Annotated in this window: 19 protein-coding genes and 3 tRNA genes; 11 read left to right on the forward strand and 11 right to left on the reverse strand. The window is 54.5% G+C overall.

From position 1 onward, the window contains the following. Nucleotides 1-121: 121 nt before the first annotated feature. The gene (gene ydiK, locus AAZT04_RS06640) at nt 122-1222 is read right to left on the reverse strand and encodes an AI-2E family transporter YdiK (RefSeq protein ID WP_020826650.1); all 1101 of its coding nucleotides are present in this window, start codon (nt 1220-1222) and stop codon (nt 122-124) included. 243 nt (nt 1223-1465) lie between these two features. On the opposite strand from ydiK, the gene ydiJ reads away from it, so the two are divergent. Beyond that, complete coding sequence (ydiJ, locus tag AAZT04_RS06645) at nt 1466-4522, forward strand: D-2-hydroxyglutarate dehydrogenase YdiJ (protein ID WP_434679362.1); 3057 nt, start codon at nt 1466-1468, stop codon at nt 4520-4522. After that, on the forward strand, nt 4519-4935 hold the full coding sequence (gene menI / locus AAZT04_RS06650) for a 1,4-dihydroxy-2-naphthoyl-CoA hydrolase (protein ID WP_116690585.1): 417 nt from the start codon (nt 4519-4521) through the stop codon (nt 4933-4935). The genes ydiJ and menI overlap by 4 nt, the downstream gene beginning before the upstream one ends. A gap of 54 nt (nt 4936-4989) precedes the next feature. On the opposite strand, the gene AAZT04_RS06655 is transcribed toward menI, so the two are convergent. Then, nucleotides 4990-5394, reverse strand: a complete 405-nt coding sequence (locus tag AAZT04_RS06655; protein ID WP_041415357.1) for a hypothetical protein — start codon at nt 5392-5394, stop codon at nt 4990-4992. A gap of 555 nt (nt 5395-5949) precedes the next feature. Here AAZT04_RS06655 and sufA point away from each other — a divergent pair. The 7 genes from sufA to AAZT04_RS06690 all read left to right on the forward strand — a co-directional run bounded on the left by sufA (nt 5950) and on the right by AAZT04_RS06690 (nt 12917). Next, nucleotides 5950-6321: a Fe-S cluster assembly scaffold SufA gene (gene sufA / locus AAZT04_RS06660; RefSeq protein ID WP_020826654.1), complete on the forward strand. Its 372-nt coding sequence runs from the start codon at nt 5950-5952 to the stop codon at nt 6319-6321. Between the two features lie 14 nt (nt 6322-6335). Beyond that, entirely contained in the window at nt 6336-7832 is a 1497-nt protein-coding gene (gene sufB / locus AAZT04_RS06665; protein ID WP_041414521.1) for a Fe-S cluster assembly protein SufB, read from the forward strand. Between the two features lie 42 nt (nt 7833-7874). Then, a complete protein-coding gene (gene sufC / locus AAZT04_RS06670) occupies nt 7875-8621 on the forward strand; it encodes a Fe-S cluster assembly ATPase SufC (RefSeq protein ID WP_020826656.1) in 747 nt (248 codons plus the stop codon). After that, nucleotides 8596-9888 (forward strand): Fe-S cluster assembly protein SufD, encoded by a 1293-nt coding sequence (gene sufD / locus AAZT04_RS06675; RefSeq protein WP_048762685.1) that lies wholly within the window; start codon nt 8596-8598, stop codon nt 9886-9888. The genes sufC and sufD overlap by 26 nt, the downstream gene beginning before the upstream one ends. Then, nucleotides 9885-11105 (forward strand): cysteine desulfurase SufS, encoded by a 1221-nt coding sequence (gene sufS, locus AAZT04_RS06680; protein WP_434679366.1) that lies wholly within the window; start codon nt 9885-9887, stop codon nt 11103-11105. The genes sufD and sufS overlap by 4 nt, the downstream gene beginning before the upstream one ends. Nucleotides 11106-11198: 93 nt before the next feature. After that, nucleotides 11199-11612 (forward strand): cysteine desulfuration protein SufE, encoded by a 414-nt coding sequence (gene sufE / locus AAZT04_RS06685; RefSeq protein WP_020826659.1) that lies wholly within the window; start codon nt 11199-11201, stop codon nt 11610-11612. A gap of 291 nt (nt 11613-11903) precedes the next feature. Further along, nucleotides 11904-12917, forward strand: a complete 1014-nt coding sequence (locus tag AAZT04_RS06690) for a L,D-transpeptidase family protein (RefSeq protein WP_020826660.1) — start codon at nt 11904-11906, stop codon at nt 12915-12917. Between the two features lie 144 nt (nt 12918-13061). On the opposite strand, the gene AAZT04_RS06695 is transcribed toward AAZT04_RS06690, so the two are convergent. The 7 genes from AAZT04_RS06695 to AAZT04_RS06725 all read right to left on the reverse strand — a co-directional run bounded on the left by AAZT04_RS06695 (nt 13062) and on the right by AAZT04_RS06725 (nt 17690). Continuing rightward, nucleotides 13062-13298 (reverse strand): major outer membrane lipoprotein, encoded by a 237-nt coding sequence (locus AAZT04_RS06695; protein WP_004943717.1) that lies wholly within the window; start codon nt 13296-13298, stop codon nt 13062-13064. A 308-nt stretch (nt 13299-13606) separates the two neighbouring features. After that, entirely contained in the window at nt 13607-15019 is a 1413-nt protein-coding gene (pykF, locus tag AAZT04_RS06700) for a pyruvate kinase PykF (protein WP_020826661.1), read from the reverse strand. A 404-nt stretch (nt 15020-15423) separates the two neighbouring features. Further along, a complete protein-coding gene (locus tag AAZT04_RS06705) occupies nt 15424-15729 on the reverse strand; it encodes a cupin (RefSeq protein WP_020826662.1) in 306 nt (101 codons plus the stop codon). A gap of 124 nt (nt 15730-15853) precedes the next feature. Then, nucleotides 15854-15930: transfer RNA gene (locus tag AAZT04_RS06710), tRNA-Val, on the reverse strand. 20 nt (nt 15931-15950) lie between these two features. Next, nucleotides 15951-16027 (reverse strand) — tRNA-Val (locus AAZT04_RS06715). Between the two features lie 20 nt (nt 16028-16047). Beyond that, nucleotides 16048-16124: transfer RNA gene (locus AAZT04_RS06720), tRNA-Val, on the reverse strand. Between the two features lie 189 nt (nt 16125-16313). Then, nucleotides 16314-17690, reverse strand: coding sequence for an MATE family efflux transporter (locus AAZT04_RS06725; protein ID WP_046373698.1), 1377 nt, complete (start codon nt 17688-17690; stop codon nt 16314-16316). Between the two features lie 242 nt (nt 17691-17932). Here AAZT04_RS06725 and AAZT04_RS06730 point away from each other — a divergent pair, with 242 nt between their 5' ends. Together AAZT04_RS06730 and AAZT04_RS06735 are read left to right on the forward strand one after the other, a co-directional pair. Beyond that, nucleotides 17933-18583, forward strand: coding sequence for a riboflavin synthase (locus AAZT04_RS06730; protein ID WP_020826664.1), 651 nt, complete (start codon nt 17933-17935; stop codon nt 18581-18583). Nucleotides 18584-18612: 29 nt separating this feature from the next. Beyond that, nucleotides 18613-18909 carry an I78 family peptidase inhibitor gene (locus tag AAZT04_RS06735; protein WP_020826665.1) on the forward strand — a complete coding sequence of 99 codons (297 nt, stop codon included), beginning with the start codon at nt 18613-18615 and terminating at the stop codon, nt 18907-18909. A 65-nt stretch (nt 18910-18974) separates the two neighbouring features. Here the strand turns inward: AAZT04_RS06735 and cfa are convergent, their stop codons facing one another. Together cfa and punC are read right to left on the reverse strand one after the other, a co-directional pair. After that, nucleotides 18975-20126, reverse strand: a complete 1152-nt coding sequence (cfa, locus tag AAZT04_RS06740) for a cyclopropane fatty acyl phospholipid synthase (protein ID WP_046373697.1) — start codon at nt 20124-20126, stop codon at nt 18975-18977. 340 nt (nt 20127-20466) lie between these two features. Next, nucleotides 20467-21678 carry a purine nucleoside transporter PunC gene (punC, locus tag AAZT04_RS06745; protein WP_129940460.1) on the reverse strand — a complete coding sequence of 404 codons (1212 nt, stop codon included), beginning with the start codon at nt 21676-21678 and terminating at the stop codon, nt 20467-20469. Nucleotides 21679-21787: the final 109 nt, after the last annotated feature.

Raw genomic sequence — 21787 nt, forward strand, 5'->3', positions numbered from 1 at the left:
ATGCACGTTAGCCCGGCATTCAGAGGGACTTTATTAATTATCGCCGCGACGGATTGAAGTCAATGAGAATGGATATGGATAAAGAAAGGATTCTGCCCGGGGAGCCGGGCAGAGATCCGGATTACATCTGTTCCAGGTCTTTGGCGACTTCTTCCAGATCGGTCGTCGGTTCCGGCGCTTCGTTCATCCAGGCGGTGAGCAAGCGATAAGACACCGCCAGTACCACAGGGCCGATAAACAGGCCAATCATGCCGAAAGCCAATAGGCCGCCGATAACACCGGACAAGATCAGCAGCATCGGCAGATCGGCACCCATGCGGATCAGCACAGGCCTCAATACGTTATCCAGCGTAGCCACCACGCAGCTCCAGACCAGCAGCACGGTGCCCCAGGTGGTATCACCGCTCCAGTACAGCCAGATAATAGCCGGCACCAGCACCAACAGCGGCCCCAATTGCGCGACACAGCAGATAAAGATCAGCACCGTCAGCAGGGTGGCGGCTGGAATGCCAGTCACCGCCAGGCCAATACCGCCCAATACCGATTGTACCAGCGCCGTCACCACCACGCCCAAAGCCACCGCACGGATTGCCTGACCACCCAGCACGACGGCAGCATCGCCTCGTTCGGCGCCAAGACGCGTTGCGAAGTGGCGAATGCCCAGGGCAACCTGCTCACCACGGGCATAGAGCAATACGCTAAACAAAAGCATCAGCGTGCAATGTAACAACAGGCGACCAATATGCGCCGCCTGCGCCACAAACCAGGTGGCGGTTTGGCCGAAGTAGGGTTGCACTTTCGCCACCAGGGCGGTGCCGCCGGCACTTACCAGCGTATGGTAGCTGTTATAAATCTTATCGCCGATCATCGGGATCGATTGCAGCCACGCCAGATCGGGAATATGCAGCTTGCCGGGGGTACTGGCCCAGGCAACCACGGGCGCGCTGTTGTCTACCACGCTGCTGACCAGCAGAGAAATCGGCAGGATGAACAGCAGGATCAACAGCAACGTCATGACCAACACGGCCAGCGAGCGGCGGCCCCAAAGTATTTTTTGCAGCTTGATCAGCAGCGGCCAGGTGGCGATAACCACCATGCCGGCCCAGGCGAAGCCGAGAATGAACGGTTGAATGACCCAAAAACAGGCGACGATCATAATGGCGATAAACAGCACGCCAAAAATAATCCGTGGCAAATCGTATCGGGACTGGGGGATTGTCATGAATGGGTTCTCATCCTGGTAAGTTAATTCCTTTGTTTAGATTAAGCATGGTGCATTTTCGTCACTTTTCATCATGCGCCGCACCTTTTATTGCGCGTCGTCTGACGACCTAATAATGTGCATGCCTTCACTAAACGAGTATGTTAGTTTTTATGCCTAATAAAAAGTAGGGTGGGTCTGAATAAAGGCCTGATTCAGCGTGCATAAGCGCATAAAAAATAGACAGACAGGGTCAAAAAGCGAATGATCCCACAGATTTCTCAGGCACCCGGCCTCGTTCAACGGGTGCTCGACTTTTTGGAAGCCTTAAAGCAAAACGGATTCAATGGCGATATTGCCACCAGTTACGCCGACCGGCTGACGATGGCGACCGACAACAGTATCTATCAGTTGCTGCCCGACGCGGTAGTGTTTCCCCGCTCCACCGCAGACGTGGCGCTGATTGCACGCCTGGCGGCTGAAGAGCGTTTCAACGCGCTGACCTTTAGCCCCCGCGGCGGCGGAACCGGCACCAACGGACAGTCGCTTAACAGCGGCATCGTGGTGGACATGTCGCGCCACATGAACCGTATTCTGGACATCAACGTCGAGCAGGGGTGGGTCAAGGTGGAGGCTGGGGTGATCAAAGACCAGCTTAACCAGTACTTGCGGCCCTTGGGTTATTTTTTCTCGCCGGAGCTTTCCACCAGTAACCGTGCCACGCTGGGCGGCATGATCAATACCGACGCTTCCGGCCAGGGGTCGCTGGTGTACGGTAAAACCTCCGATCACGTACTGGGCCTGCGGGCGGTTTTGCTGGGCGGCGACATGATCGACACTCGCGCCATGCCGACGCCACTGGCGGAAACGATTGCCTGTGAGGAAACCCTTGAGGGGCAGATTTACCGAACGGTACTCAACAGTTGCCGTGACCAACGCGCGCTGATCCTGGAGAAATTCCCCAAGCTAAACCGCTTCCTGACCGGCTACGATCTGCGGCACGTGTTTAGCGACGATCTGCAAACCTTCGATTTGACGCGTATCCTGACCGGCGCCGAAGGAACTCTGGCCTTTATTACCGAAGCGCGGTTGGACATTACGCCGCTGCCGAAGGTGCGCCGCCTGGTGAACGTTAAATACGACTCCTTTGATTCCGCGCTGCGTAATGCGCCCTTTATGGTTGAAGCCAAGGCGTTGTCGGTAGAAACCATCGATTCCAAGGTGTTGAACCTGGCGCGTGAGGATATCGTCTGGCATTCGGTGAGCGAACTGATCACCAACGTGCCGGATAAAGAGATGCTGGGCCTGAACATCGTCGAATTTGCCGGTGACGACCAGGCCCTGATCGACCAGCAGATGGAGAGTCTGTGCCTGCGATTGGACGAACTGATCTCCGAGAGGCAGGGCGGCGTGATTGGCTATCAGATCTGTGGTGATTTGGTGGGCATCGAGCGCATTTATAACATGCGCAAAAAGGCGGTCGGGTTATTGGGTAACGCCAAAGGGCGGGCCAAACCGATTCCCTTTGCCGAAGACACCTGCGTGCCGCCTCAGCATCTGGCCGATTACATCGTCGAATTCCGTCAGTTGCTGGATAGCCACAACCTCAGCTACGGCATGTTCGGTCACGTCGATGCCGGCGTGCTGCATGTGCGTCCCGCGTTAGACATGTGCGATCCCCAGCAGGAAGTGCTGATGAAACAGCTCTCCGATCAGGTGGTGGCACTGACCGCCAAATACGGCGGCTTGCTGTGGGGTGAACACGGTAAAGGTTTCCGCGCCGAATACAGCCCGGAGTTTTTCGGCGAGCAGCTGTATCTGGAACTGCGTCGCATCAAAGCCGCATTCGATCCGAACAACCGCCTCAACCCCGGCAAAATTTGCTCGCCGTTGGGCGTCGAAGCACCAATGATGAAAGTGGACGCCGTCAAGCGCGGTACCCTCGATCGCCGCATTCCTGTCGAGGTACGTACTTCATTCCGGGGGGCGATGGAGTGTAACGGCAATGGTCTGTGCTTCAACTTTGACGTGCGTAGCCCGATGTGCCCGTCGATGAAAATCACCGGCAATCGTATCCATTCGCCAAAAGGCCGGGCCGCGCTGGTGCGTGAATGGCTGCGTCTGTTGTCCGAGCAGGGCGTCGATCCCGTGGCGTTGGAAAAACAGCTGCCACAGCAGCGGCTCAGTTTCCGAACGCTGATCGAGAAAACCCGTAACAGCTGGTACGCCGGCAAAGGCGAATATGATTTCTCGCACGAGGTGAAAGAGGCGATGTCCGGCTGTCTGGCCTGCAAAGCCTGTTCTACCCAATGCCCGATCAAGATTGACGTGCCGGGCTTCCGTTCGCGTTTCCTGCAGCTTTACCACACGCGTTATCTGCGGCCGGCGCGTGACTATATGGTAGCCGGGGTAGAGAGCTATACGCCGCTGATGGCGAAAGCGCCCAAGGTGTTCAACTTCTTCTTCCGTCAGCCCTGGGTGCGTGAGCTAAGCCGCAATACTGTCGGCATGGTTGATTTGCCGATGCTCTCCAGCCCTACGCTGCGTCAACAGCTTTCCGGCCATGGTGCCACGACCATGACGCTGGAACAGCTGGAAGCGCTGAATGCCGAACAGCGTGAGCAGCACGTTTTGATCGTGCAGGATCCCTTCACCAGCTATTACGATGCCAAAGTGGTGGCGGACTTTGTACGGCTGGTGGAAAAGCTCGGCTACCGGCCGGTGCTGCTGCCGTTTTCTCCGAATGGCAAGGCCCAACATATCAAAGGATTCCTGACGCGCTTTGCTCGTACTGCGCGCAAAACCGCCGACTTCCTCAATCGGGTGGCAAAACTCGGCATGCCGCTGGTGGGGGTCGATCCGGCGCTGGTGCTGTGTTATCGCGATGAATATAACGAGATCCTGGGGGAAACCCGCGGGGACTTCCAGGTGCAACTGGTACACGAATGGTTGCAGCAACTGCTGGCCGAGCGGGCTGAACAGCCTGCTACCGGTGAGGCCTGGTATCTGTTCGGTCACTGTACTGAAACCACCGCCTTACCGGCCAGCGGTCAGCACTGGACGTCGATCTTTGCTCGCTTCGGCGCCAGGCTGGAAAATGTCAGCGTAGGCTGCTGCGGCATGGCGGGTACTTACGGGCATGAAGTGAAGAACCTGCAGAATTCGCTCGGCATTTATGAGCTATCATGGCACCAGGCATTGCAACGTTTGCCGCGGCAACGTTGTCTGGCGACCGGTTACTCCTGTCGCAGCCAGGTCAAACGCATTGAGGGTAACGGTGTACGGCACCCATTACAGGCACTTCTGGAGATGATTGAGTGAAACTGTGGAAACGAGAAACGACGCTGGAACAATTAAACCAGGCCGGTGAAGGCTGTATGGTCAGCTATGTGGGGATCCAGTTTACCCGAATGGAAGAGGATTACCTTGAGGCTACCATGCCTGTGGATCACCGTACGCGGCAGCCGTTTGGTTTGTTGCACGGTGGGGCCTCGGTGGTGCTGGCGGAGTCAATGGGATCGATGGCTGGTTACCTGTGCAGCGAGGGCGATCAGAAAGTAGTAGGGCTGGAGATCAATGCCAACCACCTGCGAGCGGTGTTTGAAGGCCAGGTACGCGGGGTTTGTCGCGCACTGCATGTTGGCCGTCGGCATCAGGTGTGGCAGATTGAAATCTTCGATTCGCGCGACCGCCTTTGCTGCACTTCGCGTTTAACCACCGCAGTGATCGATTAAGTTTCTTTCCCCCGCAGGCATTCCGGCTTGCGGGTTTCTTGTCAGTCGGCGGGGTTACAGCTGAAACGGCACCCGCTTGACGAAGTCCTTCTGGAAGGCGTTGGCTTTCTCCCAGGTGCCTTCCATCGCGTATTTCTGGCAGATCAGGGTCAGGGTATGGCGGGCAAAATGGTAGCTCTGAACCCGAAACAGCTGGCAGCGCTGCGGATTGTTGATTTCCACGATCAGCCGATTATGCAGCTTGCTCAACGCGTGCAGATAGCTTTCATCATCGCCGTTTTCCAGGCACAGATTGGCCATGTTGAGGCTGACGTTGTTGTAGCGTTTCAGGTGGTTGATATTGCATTCCGGCCGCTTGAGCGACGCTTCTGCCATGTAGAAATCTACCGTAGCGTCACGCACGCTGAACTTATAGTCATCAATTTTGCCCAGCAGCCACGCATTCATCGAGATATTCATTTGCCCGCGCTCAATTTGTAATTGAATGATAATCATTATCATATTTACAGGAGCGTTTACGATCAATCATTCTGTTGAAATTTTTATCGCGGCAGGGGGGTGCATTGAGCGCGTGGCGACCCAATATGGTCAGTAACGACTAAACTTTAGTCATAGAGCGTGCGAATTGTCTGCCTGCAGTGAAGCGCGAAAGAGTGGGAAAAGTCCCTTATTGTCGATAAACGCATTTTTAAGACAGACAAAATTCAGAAATAGGTATTTTCTATGAATGTTTAAAGCAAAATAAAAATCCGGATCTGTAAAGCGTTCGAGCCAATAGGCAAGCGCGAAGGTAGTACAGGATGTGCTGTAAATTCATAGGGATAAATTGATCCCCTTGCCGACCTGCAGCGATTGTGTCGCTGACTGTCCCGCGCGCTTGCCGCATGCCGAAACGAAAATCCGGGTTTTTGGCGGATACCCCCGCAAAACAAACGGTTGAAGTGATAATTGTTATCACTAACATAGTAGCAACCCAGATTGGCTGTGGAAAAACACGAGTGTGAGGTAGGCCATATGCAAACGGAAAATGTCGGCACCTTTTCTCTGGACGAAAATGTCTGGCAAGGCATTTTGCTCAGTGATAATGCCGTACAACAAATTACTAAATTAATGCAGCAGGATCCGCAGGTGAAGGGGCTACAGCTCGGAGTGAAGCAGTCAGGCTGCGCCGGGTTTGCCTATGTGCTGGATCTCACCCGTGAACCCGCTGACGACGACCTGCTGTTTGAGCGCGATGGCGCCAAACTGTATGTGCCGTTAAAAGCCATGCCGTTTATCGATGGCACCACGGTGGATTTTGTCCGTGAAGGGCTGAATCAGATATTCAAATTTAATAACCCTAAAGCTCAGCATGCCTGCGGGTGCGGCGAGAGTTTTGGCGTTTGAGCGATGCAATCAACATGACACGAAGCAATGTAGAAATGCCTAATGAAGTGCAGGCTTGGGTCAGCGAAGGTCGCTATAAAGAAGGCTTTTTTACCCAACTGGCTACCGACGAGTTAGCGAAAGGCATCAACGAAGACGTGGTGCGCGCCATCTCGGCCAAGCGTAACGAACCTGAGTGGATGCTGGAGTTCCGCCTGGAGGCTTACCGTGCCTGGCTGCAAATGGAAGAGCCACACTGGCTGAAAGCCAACTATGACCGGCTGAATTACCAGGACTACAGCTATTATTCGGCGCCATCCTGCGGCAGTTGTGATGACGCCTGTGGCTCGCAGCCCGGCGCAGAACAGCAGCCCGGCGCGGTCACGGACAACAATTACCTGACCAGCGAGGTTGAACTGGCGTTTAACCAGCTCGGCGTGCCGGTGCGAGAAGGCAGTGAAGTGGCGGTGGACGCGATCTTTGACTCCGTCTCGGTCTCCACCACCTATCGCGAGAAGTTGGCCGAGAGCGGGGTGATTTTCTGTTCTTTCGGCGAGGCGATCCACGAATACCCGGATCTGGTACGCAAATACCTCGGCCGCGTCGTACCCTCAAACGACAACTTCTTCGCCGCCCTGAACGCCGCGGTGGCCTCTGACGGTACCTTCGTCTATGTGCCGAAGGGCGTACGTTGCCCCATGGAACTGTCGACCTATTTCCGTATTAACGCCGCCAAAACCGGGCAGTTCGAACGCACCATCCTGATCGCCGACGAAGGCAGCTATGTCAGCTACATCGAAGGCTGCTCGGCTCCGGTACGCGACAGCTATCAGCTGCATGCGGCGGTGGTGGAAGTGATCCTGCATAAAGACGCCGAAGTGAAATACTCGACCGTACAGAACTGGTTCTCCGGCGGTGACAGCAAGGGCGGGATCCTGAACTTTGTCACCAAGCGCGCACTGTGCGAAGGCGCCGGGTCGAAAATGTCCTGGACCCAGTCGGAAACCGGCTCGGCCATCACCTGGAAATACCCGAGCGTGATCCTGCAGGGCGACAACTCTATCGGTGAATTCTTCTCTGTGGCGCTGACCAGCGGCCATCAGCAGGCGGACACCGGCACCAAGATGATCCACATCGGCAAGAACACCCGTTCGACCATCATTGCTAAAGGCATCTCTGCCGGGCACAGCGAGAACACCTATCGCGGCCTGGTGAAGATCCTGCCGGGGGCGGAAAACGCCCGTAACTTTACCCAGTGCGACTCGATGCTGATCGGGCCGGACAGTGGCGCCCATACGTTCCCTTATGTTGAGGCGCGTAACAACAGCGCGCAGCTGGAGCATGAAGCCACCACCTCAAAAATTGGCGATGACCAACTGTTCTACTGCCTGCAACGTGGCATCAGTGAAGACAATGCCATTTCGATGATCGTCAACGGATTCTGTAAGGACGTGTTCTCTGAGCTGCCGCTGGAGTTCGCCGTCGAGGCGCAGAAGTTATTGGCCATCAGCCTGGAACACAGCGTGGGCTAATCGCCGGATTTACAGCGCGAAAGCGCGACCTAAGGACACTGCATGTTAAGTATCAAGAATTTAAAAGTCAGCGCGGAAGGCAACGAGATCCTCAAGGGTCTGGACCTGGAGATCAAACCCGGTGAAGTGCATGCCATCATGGGGCCGAACGGCTCGGGCAAAAGCACGCTTTCGGCGACCCTCGCAGGGCGCGAAGAGTATGAAGTCACTGAGGGCGAAGTGACCTTTAAAGGTAAGGACCTGCTCGAGTTGGATCCGGAAGACCGTGCCGGCGAAGGCGTGTTTCTGGCGTTCCAGTATCCGGTGGAAATTCCCGGCGTCAGCAACCATTTCTTCCTGCAGACGTCCGTGAATGCGGTGCGAAAATACCGCCAGCAGGAGGCGCTCGATCGCTTCGATTTCGCTGATTTTATCGAAGAGAAGATTGAACTGCTGAACATGCCGCCCGATCTGCTGACCCGTTCGGTCAACGTCGGTTTCTCCGGTGGGGAGAAAAAGCGTAATGATATTCTGCAGATGGCGGCGTTGGAGCCGGATCTATGCATTCTGGATGAAACCGACTCCGGTTTGGATATCGATGCGCTGAAGATCGTCGCCAACGGCGTTAACTCGCTGCGCGACGGCAAGCGATCGTTCATTATCGTCACGCACTACCAGCGTATTCTGGATTACATCAAACCGGATTACGTTCATGTTCTTTCCCAGGGGCGCATCGTCAAATCCGGCGACTTCTCCCTGGTGAAACAGTTGGAGGAGCAGGGCTATGGCTGGCTTACCGACGAACAATAACTCACGCGCGCTGCAGCAGCTTTATAGCCTGTTCGAAGAGCGCGGCGGCGAGCATTCCGCGCATGCGCTGGCGCACTGGCAGCAGGCTTTACGCCTGGGCTGGCCGACCCGCAAGCATGAGAACTGGAAATACACGCCGCTGGAAGGCCTGCTGGAGCAGCAGTTCCTGGAGCCGCCTGTAGAGCAGGTGACCACGGCTCAGGTGGATGCACTGGCGTTGGCTATCGATGCATATCGGTTAGTGTTTATCGACGGTCGTTTCAGTGCGGCGCTGAGCGATGGCGAACTGGGCGATTATCAGTTTGATGTTGCCTCCTACGGCACGCCACAGGCGCTGCCTGAGCCCATTCAGCCTGAAATTTTTCTGCACCTGACCGAAAGCCTGGCGCAGGAAAACAGCATTATCCGCGTGGCGGCCGGTAAAAGCGCTTCACGCCCTTTGTACCTGTTGCATATCAGCAGCGGACGCGGTGCTGCAGGCGAAGTGAACACCGTGCATCACCGTCATCATCTTGAGATTGGGCGTAGCGCCCAGGCCGAAGTGATTGAGCACTACGTCAGTTTGAATGATGCCGCGCATTTCACCGGCGCACGCCTGACCGCCAATGTGGCTGACAATGCCCAACTGCATCACTGCAAACTGGCGTTTGAAAGCCAGCCAAGTTACCACTTTGCCCATAACGATTTGGTGATTGGCCGCGACGCGCAGGTGAAGAGTGACAGCTTCCTGCTCGGTGCGGGCCTGACGCGCCACAACACCAGCGCGCAGCTTAACGGTGAAGGATCTAATTTGGTGATCAACAGCCTGGTGCTGCCGGTCGGCAAAGAGGTGTGCGATACCCGAACTTACCTGGAACACAACAAGGGTTACTGCGAAAGCCGCCAATTGCACAAAGTGGTGGTTAGCGACCGCGCCAAGGCCGTGTTCAATGGCATGATCAAAGTGGCCAAGCACGCGATAAAAACCGATGGGCAGATGACCAACCACAATCTGCTGTTGGGCAAAGTGGCTGAGGTCGATACCAAACCGCAGCTGGAAATCTATGCCGATGACGTGAAGTGTAGCCATGGCGCCACCGTCGGGCGTATCGATGAAGAGCAGCTGTTCTATCTGCAATCACGGGGCATCGACAAGCACGCTGCGCAGCAGATGATTATTTTTGCCTTTGCCGCTGAGCTGACTGAGGGGATCGGTAACGAAACCATTCGTGAATCGGTGCTGGCGCGCATTGCACGGCGCTTGCCGGAGCCGGGGGAGGCCGCATGAGTTTTCCCATCGAACGGGTGCGCGGCGATTTCCCGATCCTGTCGCGTGAGGTCAACGGCCAGCCTCTGGCTTACCTCGACAGCGCGGCCAGTGCGCAAAAGCCGCAGGCGGTAATCGATCGCGAGCTGGATTTTTATCGTCACGGTTATGCGGCGGTGCATCGCGGCATCCACACCATGAGCGCCGAGGCGACTCAGGAAATGGAAGCGGTGCGTGAAAAGGTGGCGGCGTTTATCAATGCCGGCTCGGCGGAAGAGATCGTATTTGTTAAAGGCACTACCGAAGGCATCAATCTGGTGGCCAACAGCTTTGGTCGCCACTTCCTGCAGCCCGGTGACAGCATCACCATCACCGAGATGGAGCACCATGCCAACATCGTGCCCTGGCAGATGCTGGCGCAAGAGCGTGGGCTGAATCTGCGCGTCTGGCCACTACAGCAAGATGGTACGTTGGATGTGGCGCAGCTGCCTGGATTGATCGATGCCACCACCAAACTGCTGGCGTTGACTCAGGTTTCCAACGTGTTGGGCACGGTCAATCCGGTGCAGGAAATTACGGCGCAGGCCAAAGCTGCCGGTCTGAAAGTGCTGATTGACGGTGCGCAGGCGGTCATGCACCAACGGGTTGATGTGCAAGCGCTGGATTGTGATTTCTACGTGTTCTCAGGCCACAAGCTGTATGGGCCTTCCGGTATCGGCGTTCTCTACGGTCGTCAGGCGCTGTTGCAGCAAATGCCACCGTGGGAAGGCGGCGGCTCAATGATTCAGCAGGTGAGCCTGACTCTCGGCACCACCTATGCCGAGCCACCGTGGCGTTTTGAAGCCGGTTCCCCCAATACTGCAGGCATGATGGGACTGGGGGCGGCGATTGACTACGTGAACGCGCTGGGGCTGGAGGCGATTGCAGATTATGAGCATTCGCTGATGCATTATGCGCTCGAAGCGCTGCAGCAGGTACCGACGCTGAAGATCTATGGTCCGGCGGATCGCGCTGGGGTGATCGCCTTTAATCTGGGCGAACACCATGCCTATGACGTCGGCAGCTTCCTGGATCAGTACGGCATCGCTATTCGCACCGGACATCATTGCGCGATGCCGCTGATGGCGTTCTATAATGTGCCGAGCATGTGCCGCGCCTCGTTGGCGTTGTACAACACCCGCGAAGAAGTTGACCGGCTGGTGGCCGGGTTGCAGCGAATTCAAAAACTGCTGGGATAGGGTAGACTGTCGGGCTTGGCGCTATTGGCTGAGCGCCGGTGGCCAGTGACATGGGGTCGGCATGCCGGCCCCTGAATTATTGAAAGGAACCTCATGGCGAACTTGCCGGATAAAGAAAAGTTGGTGCGTAATTTTTCCCGTTGCCTGAACTGGGAAGACAAGTACCTGTATGTCATCGAACTGGGCGCGAAGCTGCCGGCGCTTGACGATAGCGAACGTCAGGCGGGCAATCTGATTTCCGGTTGTCAGAGCCAGGTGTGGATTGTGATGCGGCTCGATGAACAAGGGCAGGTCGAGTTTCACGGGGATAGCGACGCGGCTATCGTCAAAGGGCTGCTGGCGGTGGTGTTTATTCTTTATCACCAAATGACGCCGCAGCAGATTGTCGAGCTGGACGTGCGGCCGTTTTTCGCCGAACTGGCGTTGAGTCAGCACCTGACGCCTTCCCGTTCTCAGGGGCTGGAAGCCATGATCCGCGCAATCCGCAGTCAGGCCGCCAAACTCTGATATTCCTAAGGCTCATTGATAAGGCGCTTATATTTGCTATGTCAATGAGTCTTTACAAAACCCGCCCAACCCTGCCATTCACCCCGCAAATCAGTGACATATCAGCAGCTTATCCCTTGACGTTATACTGACAAATGGAGAAAGCGATTACGTTATAACATGTTGATTTTTAGAGGACTTATTGCCTTTGACGTCAGCATTGCTAGTATTAATCAGGTCTTGTCTGATTTACCGGTCACCAAGTGCCAGATAGCCTTGTGGCCGAACCGTAATAAGCATATAGGGATGATAATGAAACGTGCGTTGAGTTTAATGGGCATGCTATTTGCCACCGTACTGACCGGCACGCAAGCCGCCAGCGCGAGCGAATACCCGCTGCCGCCGCCGGACAGCCGTCTGATTGGCGAGAACACCACCTATACCGTACCGAACGATGGGCGTCCGCTGGAGGCGATTGCTGCCGACTATAAAATTGGTCTGCTGGGCATGCTTGAGGCCAACCCGGGTACCGATCCCTTCCTGCCCAAGCCGGGTTCGGTGTTGACCATCCCGACCCAAATGCTGTTGCCGGACACCAAGCGTGAGGGGATTGTCGTCAACCTGGCCGAATTGCGTCTGTATTACTACCCGAAAGGCGAGAACAAGGTCATCGTTTATCCTATCGGTATCGGCCAGACCGGGATGCACACTCCGCTGCAGGTGACCTCCGTAAGCCAAAAAATCCCGAACCCGACCTGGACGCCGACCGCCAATATCCGCAAGCGCTATCTGGAGAAAGGCGTGAAGCTGCCGGGCGTGGTGCCGGCCGGTCCTGAAAACCCAATGGGCCTGTTCGCTATGCGTCTGGCTATGGGGCACGGTGAGTATCTGATCCACGGCACCAACGCCAACTTCGGTATCGGCATGCGCGTCAGCTCTGGCTGTATCCGTCTGCGCCCAACGGATATCGAGGCGTTGTTCAACATGGTACCGCGCGGTACCCGTGTTCAGGTCATTAACGATCCGGTGAAAATCTCGGTTGAACCGGACGGCAAACGTTACGTAGAAGTGCATCAACCGCTGTCGAGAGTTGAAAGCGACGATCCGCAGACCATGCCGATTACGTTGTCCAAAGCCGAGAAGGCTTTTGTCGGCGATGCACAGACCGATAAGGCCGTGTTCGATAGCGCGGTTGTACGCCGCTCTGGCATGCCGGTGCTGGTTAACGTGGGGCAGAACCCCTCTGACGTCAGTTTAACGCCTGTAGCCTCGCAGGAAGCGAATAAGGGCCCTTTCAAGGGTGCACCTATCAGTTCGGTGAATTAAAAAGTAGCCGTAGCGGTCAATACCGATGGGTTCAGCGTGCTGAGCCCTTTTTTTTCGCCTAAAGACGGAAGGGGGGGAAATGCGGAAATAACAGGCAAAAAAAACGGCGCACAATGTGCGCCGTTTTCAATAACCGAAGCTATCTTACTTTTTGTAAGCGTGAGCTTGGTTGTCCAGGCGCTGGTTAGCACGTGCTGCGTCGTCTTTAGCTGCTTGAACGTCAGAACGGATTGCGTTCACGTCGTTGCTCAGCTGGTCAACTTTAGCGTTCAGAGTCTGAACGTCAGAAGACAGTTGATCGATTTTAGCATTGCTAGAGCAGCCTGCCAGCAGAGTGGAACCCAGGATTACCGCGCCCAGTACCAGTTTAGTACGATTCATTATAACACCCTCTAGATTGAGTTAATCTCCATGTAGCGTTACAAGTATTACACAAACTTTTTTCGAAAGAGAATAATTTTTTTGTATTGGAGTGCTTTATTTTGATCGTTCGCTCAAACTTACAGCTTCTTTTGAAAAATAGTTAAAAAATGTAGGGAAAACAGCTGGATTCCATGGGACAACTCCGATTTATAATTAGCTAAATTATGAGCAATCCACGGTTGCGTTTTTGAGAAAACAGTTTACCAGTGCTAAAAAAAACGCCGCTAAGCGGCGTTTTCATCAAAATAATTATGTCACGTTTTATATTAAAGCACGTGAACCGAGGCAGTATTGGTTGTGCCGCTCGGAACCAGAGCACCGGAAACCATCACCACAACGTCGCCTTTTTGTGCCAGACCACTGGCCAGCGCCGCTTCTTTACCGATGCGATAGAAGTCGTCGGTAGAGGCGATTTCCTTGACCATCTGTGGGATCACGCCTTTGCTCAGAATCAGCTGATGCGCGGTGACTTCATTGGTGGTCAGCGCCAGGATCACGGCGTTAGGGAAATATTTACGCACGGATTTGGCTGATTTGCCGCCGCTGGTGGCAACCACGATCAGTGGCGCATCCAGTTTCTCTGCGGTTTCAACGGCGCCACGGCATACGGCTTCAGTGATACGCAGCTTACGGTTGTCATTCAGGCTGTCGATACGGCTTGGCATCACGCGGTCAGTGCGCTCACAGATGGTCGCCATGATGGTCACGGCTTCAAGCGGGTACTTACCCTTGGCGCTTTCGCCTGACAGCATCACTGCGTCGGTACCGTCCAGAATGGCGTTGGCAACGTCGCCGGCTTCTGCGCGGGTAGGGCGTGGGTTCTTGATCATGGAATCGAGCATTTGGGTGGCGGTGATCACCACTTTACGTGCGCGGTTACATTTTTCGATCATCATCTTCTGCGCGAAGATCACTTCTTCTACCGGGATTTCTACGCCCAGATCGCCACGAGCGACCATGATGCCGTCAGAAGCTTCGAGGATTTCGTCGAAGTTGTTCAGGCCTTCCTGGTTTTCGATTTTGGAGATGATCTGGATCTGCTCGCCGCCGTGGGCTTTCAGGTGCTCACGAATTTCCAGCACGTCGGAACGCTTACGGATAAAGGAAGCGGCAACAAAGTCCACACCCTGTTCGCAGCCGAAGATCAGGTCGCGCTTGTCTTTTTCAGCCAATGCCGGCAACTGGATGGAAACGCCCGGCAGGTTAACGCCTTTGTTTTCGCCCAGGTCACCGCTGTTAAGCACCTTACAGACCACTTCGTTTTCGGTCACGTTAGTGACTTCCATGCCGATCAGGCCGTCGTCCACCAGTACGGTGTTGCCGATTTTCAGATCTGCGCTAAAACCGGCGTAGGTTACTGCAACGCGTTCGTTGTTGCCGATAACGCTCTGATCGGTGGTGAAAGTAAAGGTCTGGCCGGCAACCAGAGAGGCATCTTTGCCGCCTTCCAGTTTCATGGTGCGGATTTCCGGGCCTTTGGTATCCAACAGGATACCGGCGTTCTGACCGGTTTTCGCCATCACGGCGCGCATGTTCTTGATGCGGTTGCCGTGCTCTTCGTAATCGCCGTGGGAGAAGTTAAGGCGCATTACGTTCATGCCGGCGTTCAGCAGGTTGGTCAGCATTTCTTCCGATTCGGTTTTTGGACCGATGGTACAAACAATTTTGGTCTTTTTCATGACGGAGTTTTCTACAAGTTGTGATGGATAATAAAACGAATAAAACCAGCGGTCAGGCCACTGATAAGGGATTTGAGTCGTGCCTGGTGGTGCAAAACATAGTTAAGGATAGGTGACCGGAGTCGAAATGGGGCGGAAAAATTCAGCCCGCGCCGGGATGCGGGGATGCTGCGCAACGTGATGAGATGAAAATGTGTTGTTATTGCGTTTTCGCAGATCAAGGGCTGAAACCATTCAACTGAAAGACGTTGCGCATTATAAAGGCTAAGCGGCGGGAAACAAAATAAAAAACCGGTGCTAACGCTCGGATCCGGCAAATCAGCAGCAAATGTGGCGCAAATGCAAACTGACAGCTGCGGTTTGTTGCGCAAATAACCTTAGTGTAAACATGCCATTGGCCGATTTTAGCCGGATACGATAATTTCCAGCAGCGTACCGGCCGACAGGCAGAAGCAGCCGCTGGCAATGTTAGCGGGGATGGCGATAGTTTCACCGGCCACGATCACCTGAGTATCATTGCCGACGGTGAATTCAAACTCACCGGAAACCACCCGCGTCTGCAGAGCGTAAGCCCGCTTTTGCAGTTGGCCGAAGGTTCCTGCGTCGAACTTCACTTCCGTGGCGCTGGTGCCGTCGCTCATTACCCCTTGCCTGCGGGTAAGGCCGGTGTCCAGTTTTTCAAACGCAGTCTCTGCGGTAAATTTCAGCATGGGATCTGTCCTGATAGGGTATTGGCCTTGATGATACCTGATGTGGTTTGCGGGAGCAGGAGCAAAGTTTTTAAAGCTTGAGGAACTGTCGGGCCGAAAGGGTGGAGCTGCGGATATTATGATTTGGTGCGTCCGAGTGGACTCGAACCACCGACCCCCACCATGTCAAGGTGGTGCTCTAACCAACTGAGCTACGGACGCACTGCACTGCTTTAGAATTTTGGTGCGTCCGAGTGGACTCGAACCACCGACCCCCACCATGTCAAGGTGGTGCTCTAACCAACTGAGCTACGGACGCACTGTACTGCTTTAGGAATTTGGTGCGTCCGAGTGGACTCGAACCACCGACCCCCACCATGTCAAGGTGGTGCTCTAACCAACTGAGCTACGGACGCATCTTTTCCTGTCTGTCATGGCTGACAGCGGGGACGAATATTAACGAGCTACCCGCGCGCTGGCAAGGGGAAAAACGTAATTTTATCCGGTATTTCACGCGATTGCTGCGCTTGTGTGCAGTGCGGCGGTTTTTTCTGCAATCCATGCTGCTGAAGCCACCGGTCGGCGTAACCGACCGGTGGTGATAGTTAGCGGGTAGAGCGCTGCAGGATCAGTGCGGCAGGCTGTTTTTGCAGCCAACGCATACGCAAGGCCATCATGATGGCGGCGAAGGTCAGCCCGATAATAAACCCAATCCAGAAGCCGCTAGGCCCCATCGCCGGGACGACAATGTCGGTCAACGCCAACAGATACCCGCTCGGCAGACCCAGCACCCAATAGGCGATAAAGGTGATGAAGAAGATCGAGCGGGTATCTTTATAGCCACGCAAAACGCCGCTGCCAATTACCTGAATAGAATCGGAGATCTGGTAAATAGCTGCCAACAGCATCAGCTGTGACGCCATGGCCACTACCGCCGGGCTGTCGTTGTACAGCAGGGCGATTTGTTCGCGGAAGGTGGCGGTAAACAGCGCGGTGCAGCAGGCCATCAGAATACCGACCCCGATAGCCGAATAAGCGGCAATCCGCGCGCCTTCGACCGAGCCTTCACCCAACCGGTAGCCAACGCGAATAGTCGCGCTGACGCCCAACGACATAGGCAACACAAACATCAGCGCGCTGAAGTTAAGGGCAATCTGATGCCCGGCCACTGAAACGATGCCCAATGGAGAGACCAGCAGAGCGACGACGGCGAACAGCGTGACCTCGAAGAACAGCGCCAGCGCGACCGGCAGACCGATGCCGAACAGGCGTTTTATTGCCGGCCAGTCGGGCCGCGGGCTGCTGCCTTCGTGCGGCAAAATATCGCGCTGCGACGGGGCGCGCTTCACGTACCAACGCATCGCCAGGAACATAAACCAGTAAACGCTGCCGGTCGCCACGCCGCAACCGACGCCACCCAATTCCGGCATGCCGAATTTACCGTAGATAAAGATGTAGTTGATCGGGATATTCACCAGCAGGCCGAGGAAGCCAATCACCATGCCCGGCTTGGTTTTCGACAGCCCTTCGCATTGGCCGCGCAGTACCTGGAAGAACAGATAGCCCGGCGCGCCCCACATGATGGCGTGCAGATAGCCCACGGCTTTATCCGCCAATTGCGGGTCGATATTGTGCATCAAGTCGATGACGAACTTGCTGTTATACAGCACGATAATCACCAGCAACGAGACCGCCCCCGCCAGCCAGAAGCCCTGACGCACCTGATGAGCAATACGATCTCGTCGGCCCGCGCCGTTAAGCTGGGCGATAACCGGTGTCAACGCCAACAACAGGCCGTGCCCGAACAAAATGGCTGGCAGCCAAATAGAGGTACCGACGGCAACCGCCGCCATATCTGTGGCGCTGTACGCACCGGCCATAATGGTGTCTACCACACCCATTGCGGTTTGTGATATTTGCGCGATGATTACCGGGATTGCGAGGGCCAATAAACTACGCGCTTCAATGAAGTACTTCTGCACGCATACACCTTTTCTATTTATTTATGATGGAGGGGAGGGTCGTCGCGAAAGGACAACAATTAAAAATAGCGGAATTTTGTCAAAAAGATTGTACCCGCTCGGCGAGGTTAAGCAAATGCTGTGATGAAATAGTTATTAAATGCGCAGGTACAGACTTTTTGTCGCCACGGGTTTGGTTTTCCTCGCCAACTGGGGCAAACTGCCCCAAGCGCTTTAAACATTTTCAGAAAGAAGAGGCTCACATGTTCACCGGTATCGTACAAGGCACCGCGCCGCTGGTCGCCATTGATGAAAAATCCAACTTCCGTACCCACGTCATAGAAATGCCTACCGAGCTGCTGCCTGGATTGGAGCTTGGTGCGTCTGTGGCGCATAACGGCTGCTGCCTGACCGTCACGGCGGTAGAAGGTAACCGCGTCAGTTTTGATTTGATCAAAGAAACGCTGCGCCTGACCAACCTTGGTGAACTGGCGTTGGGCGATGTGGTTAACATCGAAAGGGCGGCCAAGTTTAATGATGAGATTGGCGGTCACCTGATGTCCGGCCATATTATCTGCACGGCGGAAGTTGCCAAGATTTATACCTCCGAGAATAATCGTCAGGTATGGTTACGTATGCCGAATGCGGAACTGATGAAATATGTTCTGCACAAAGGTTTTATTGGTATTGACGGAATTAGCCTGACTATCGGTGAAGTGGTGAATAACCGTTTTTGCGTGCATCTGATCCCGGAAACGCTGGAACGTACCACGCTGGGCAAAAAACGCCTGGGTGATAAGGTGAATATTGAGATCGACCCGCAAACGCAGGCGGTGGTAGACACCGTTGAACGGGTGTTGGCAAGCCGCGAGGCGGCAATGGCGGCGGCGAGCGCGCTGGCGCAGAAGATCTGACAAACGACCCACCAGAGAGGAGCAATCGCGTGAAGTTTTATGGGAAAACGTTGATGTTAACGGCGCTGCTGGCGCTGAGTGCTTGTAGCAGTTCGCCGGACCAGGGCGCGGCCAACCCGACAGTGGATGCCGATAGCGACACCTGTGGTGCGGCGCAATACCAGAATTATGTCGGTAAACCGATGTCTTCGCTGGAAGGCGTACGAATTGAGTCGCAGGTACGTGCGATTCCGTATAACTCAGCGGTCACGATGGACTTCAACCTGCGCCGCCTGAATTTCCTGGGCGACAGCGAGGATAAAATCATCCGTGTTTATTGCGGCTGATGCTTTTGCAGGTCATGTATAAGAATAACCCCGGTTAATTGGCCGGGGTTTTTTATTGGGCGTCTTTAGCGCGTCACGCGGATACCGCCTTCTACGCCTTTCGGGCTGAATACCACCTGCCAGAGTTGAATGTCACGGGCGCGAAATGCTCCAGCGCAGGCGTTCAGGTAATAACTGAACATGCGTTCGAAACGATCCGAATAACGTTGGGCCAACTGCGGCCATGCCTGTTTGAATCTTTCGTACCACGCCATCAAGGTGCGATCGTAGTCAGCGCCAATATTGTGCCAATCTTCCATCACAAAATGCCCTTCGCTGGCCTGGGCAATATGGGTAACCGACGGCAGGCAGCCATTCGGGAAGATATATTTGTTGATCCACGGGTCAACATTCATATCTGTCCGATTCGAACCAATGGTATGCAGCAGGAATAGGCCGTCCGGTTTTAAATTACGTTCCACCACGTTGAAGTAGGTGCGGTAATTTTTCGGACCGACGTGCTCAAACATACCGACGGAAACAATACGGTCAAATTGCAGATGCAAATCACGGTAATCCTGCAGCAGGATCTCGACATCCAGCCCGGCACAGCGCTCCTGTGCCAGCTTTTGCTGCTCGGCAGAAATGGTCACGCCCACCACCGAAACGCCATAGTTTTTCGCCGCATAGGCAGAAAGCCCGCCCCAGCCACAGCCAATATCCAGCAAATTCATACCCGGCTGCAGCTGCAGCTTTTCGCAAATCATCCGTAATTTGGCTTCCTGCGCTTCTTCCAGCGTGGTCGCCTCTTTCCAGTAGGCGCAGGAATATTGCATATAAGGGTCCAGCATCAGGGTAAAGAGATCGTTCCCCAGATCGTAATGTTCTTTGCCGACTATCCAGGCGCGTTTCTTCGATTGCAGATTGGTTAATCGCGCGGCGGCAATTCGCAGGGTATCTTTGAGGTGGCGGGGCAGTTTCTTTTCCAGACCGGCGCGGACCACGTGATGAAAGAATATATCCAGCCGTTCGCATTCCCACCAGCCGTCCATATAGCTTTCGCCCAGGCCGAGAGAACCCTCCTGCAGCACGCGTTTAAAAAAATTAGGATTTTTAACCTGAATATCGAAAGGGCGCGAGCCGTTTATTTCAATACCGGCCATGCTGAGCATTTCATGAGCGATACGGTACCATTGGTTGTCCTGGATGCTCACATCTTCTATACACGATGAACTCATAGCTTCTCCATCACCTTCTTCTGACTTATGACCCGTCAAAAAATAGCTTAGACAAATTCTGCGGGTGCATACGTTTACCTACGGTAAGAATCCCGTGGCGTCTGATATCCGACTATGAACAGAGGAAAATTTTAAGAAGGTTCCAGCGCAAGAAACGCGGGAAAGACAATCCTTAAAAAACTGTGACGCCATACGCGTACACAACAGTTGCTAGTGATAAAGAAATTATAAAAGTGTTATTTTTAAAGGTCGTTTTTGAGTATAGGCTTGCCGAGGCGCTTACTCAACTGTAAATCGCACTCGGCAAAAATATTCTTTAAGTGATTATTAATACTGGCAATTATGACGCGGAGTTAGCATGTTCCTGACGTGTCGCCTGTTGATCGTCCATTACCTTTCTCCGTTGCATCAGATAGCCCAACGCGGCCAATACCACCGTCGACACCATTACCGTGACCGTTGCCAACAGAGGCTGGGCGATAAAGGCCGAAACCAGCATGCTGGCGACAAAACACAGGCCTAATTGCAGGGTGTTTTGCAAGGCGGCAGCTTTACCGGTTCCTTCCGGGAACGGGGTCAACGCATTGGCTACCACGATAGGGTAAATGGCTCCGTTGACCAACGCCATCACGCAGAACGGAATTAACAACGTAGTGAGCGTGGGCTGAGTCAGGGTGGCAACCAGATATAATGCAACCATACTGACTCCATAAACTACCAGCAGCCAAGGCAACAAGGTGTTGCCATTCATGCGGTTCAATGCGGTACGACAGCCATAGCCCCCTAATAAGAACGCCAGCGTCTGCGGCACATAGCTCAGACCGATGTCGTTCGGGCTATACCCCATATCACCAAGAATAAACGGTGAACCGGTCAGCCAGGCGAAGAAGCCGGCAGAACAGGCGGCAAAAATCATAACGTTGCCACTGAAGATGCGTGACTTTAATAGTTGGAAGAAACTGAGCGCGCTTTTCTTATTGTCGTCGGAAGGCACGGTTTTGGCGCTTTCTTTCAGCAGCAGCGTCGGCAATAGCAGAAGCACGGTAATGCCCAGCAACACGGCGAAAATGGCGCGCCAGCCCATGTGATTCAGCAACCAGGCACCTACCAACGGCGCCAGCGCCGGTGAAAGGGCTACCAGCGGCATAATGGTGGCGAACACGCGGTTAGCCTTGCCTTCGCGATAGCGGTCAATCACCAAGGCCTGCCAGGTAACGGCAGCGGAGCAAACCCCAATCGCCTGGATAAAGCGCAGCGACCAAAGTTGCACGGCATTTTGCACCCACAGCATGCCAAGGCAGCCGAGGGCAAACAGCGCCAGACCGATCAGCAACACCGGTTTACGGCCGAGGCGATCGGAAAGCGGGCCCCACAGCAGTTGTGCAAAGGCAAACCCGGCCAGGAAGATGCTCAGGCTGGCGCTGATTGCCCCGGCGGAAATCTGCAGATCTTGCTGCATCATGCCGAAGGCGGGCAGGTACATATCGGTGGCCAGGTATCCCAGCATGCTCAGGCCGGCAAGGTAGAACATAAAACCAAAGGAATTTCGCATGGTATTTCTCGTTAATATTTTATTGTCGCAGGTTTTTAGCGCCGGCAAGTGTATCCGGCTGGATCTCTGCTTGTGAAACGGTAATATTTGCGAGGTGCTGTTAAAAAAA

This window comes from Serratia sp. Je.1.23.a, from assembly GCF_051129805.1.
GTDB lineage: Bacteria > Pseudomonadota > Gammaproteobacteria > Enterobacterales > Enterobacteriaceae > Serratia > Serratia liquefaciens.

Coding starts and splice junctions, on each gene's coding strand:
- sufA (WP_020826654.1), top strand. CDS start 5,950: ATGCAAACGGAAAATGTCGGCACCTTTTCTCTGGACGAAAATGTCTGG.
- ydiJ (WP_434679362.1), top strand. CDS start 1,466: ATGATCCCACAGATTTCTCAGGCACCCGGCCTCGTTCAACGGGTGCTC.
- punC (WP_129940460.1), bottom strand. CDS start 21,678: ATGCGAAATTCCTTTGGTTTTATGTTCTACCTTGCCGGCCTGAGCATG.
- AAZT04_RS06690 (WP_020826660.1), top strand. CDS start 11,904: ATGAAACGTGCGTTGAGTTTAATGGGCATGCTATTTGCCACCGTACTG.
- sufE (WP_020826659.1), top strand. CDS start 11,199: ATGGCGAACTTGCCGGATAAAGAAAAGTTGGTGCGTAATTTTTCCCGT.
- AAZT04_RS06695 (WP_004943717.1), bottom strand. CDS start 13,298: ATGAATCGTACTAAACTGGTACTGGGCGCGGTAATCCTGGGTTCCACT.
- cfa (WP_046373697.1), bottom strand. CDS start 20,126: ATGAGTTCATCGTGTATAGAAGATGTGAGCATCCAGGACAACCAATGG.
- sufS (WP_434679366.1), top strand. CDS start 9,885: ATGAGTTTTCCCATCGAACGGGTGCGCGGCGATTTCCCGATCCTGTCG.
- sufC (WP_020826656.1), top strand. CDS start 7,875: ATGTTAAGTATCAAGAATTTAAAAGTCAGCGCGGAAGGCAACGAGATC.
- ydiK (WP_020826650.1), bottom strand. CDS start 1,222: ATGACAATCCCCCAGTCCCGATACGATTTGCCACGGATTATTTTTGGC.
- pykF (WP_020826661.1), bottom strand. CDS start 15,019: ATGAAAAAGACCAAAATTGTTTGTACCATCGGTCCAAAAACCGAATCG.
- AAZT04_RS06730 (WP_020826664.1), top strand. CDS start 17,933: ATGTTCACCGGTATCGTACAAGGCACCGCGCCGCTGGTCGCCATTGAT.
- sufD (WP_048762685.1), top strand. CDS start 8,596: ATGGCTGGCTTACCGACGAACAATAACTCACGCGCGCTGCAGCAGCTT.
- sufB (WP_041414521.1), top strand. CDS start 6,336: ATGACACGAAGCAATGTAGAAATGCCTAATGAAGTGCAGGCTTGGGTC.
- AAZT04_RS06655 (WP_041415357.1), bottom strand. CDS start 5,394: ATGAATATCTCGATGAATGCGTGGCTGCTGGGCAAAATTGATGACTAT.
- AAZT04_RS06705 (WP_020826662.1), bottom strand. CDS start 15,729: ATGCTGAAATTTACCGCAGAGACTGCGTTTGAAAAACTGGACACCGGC.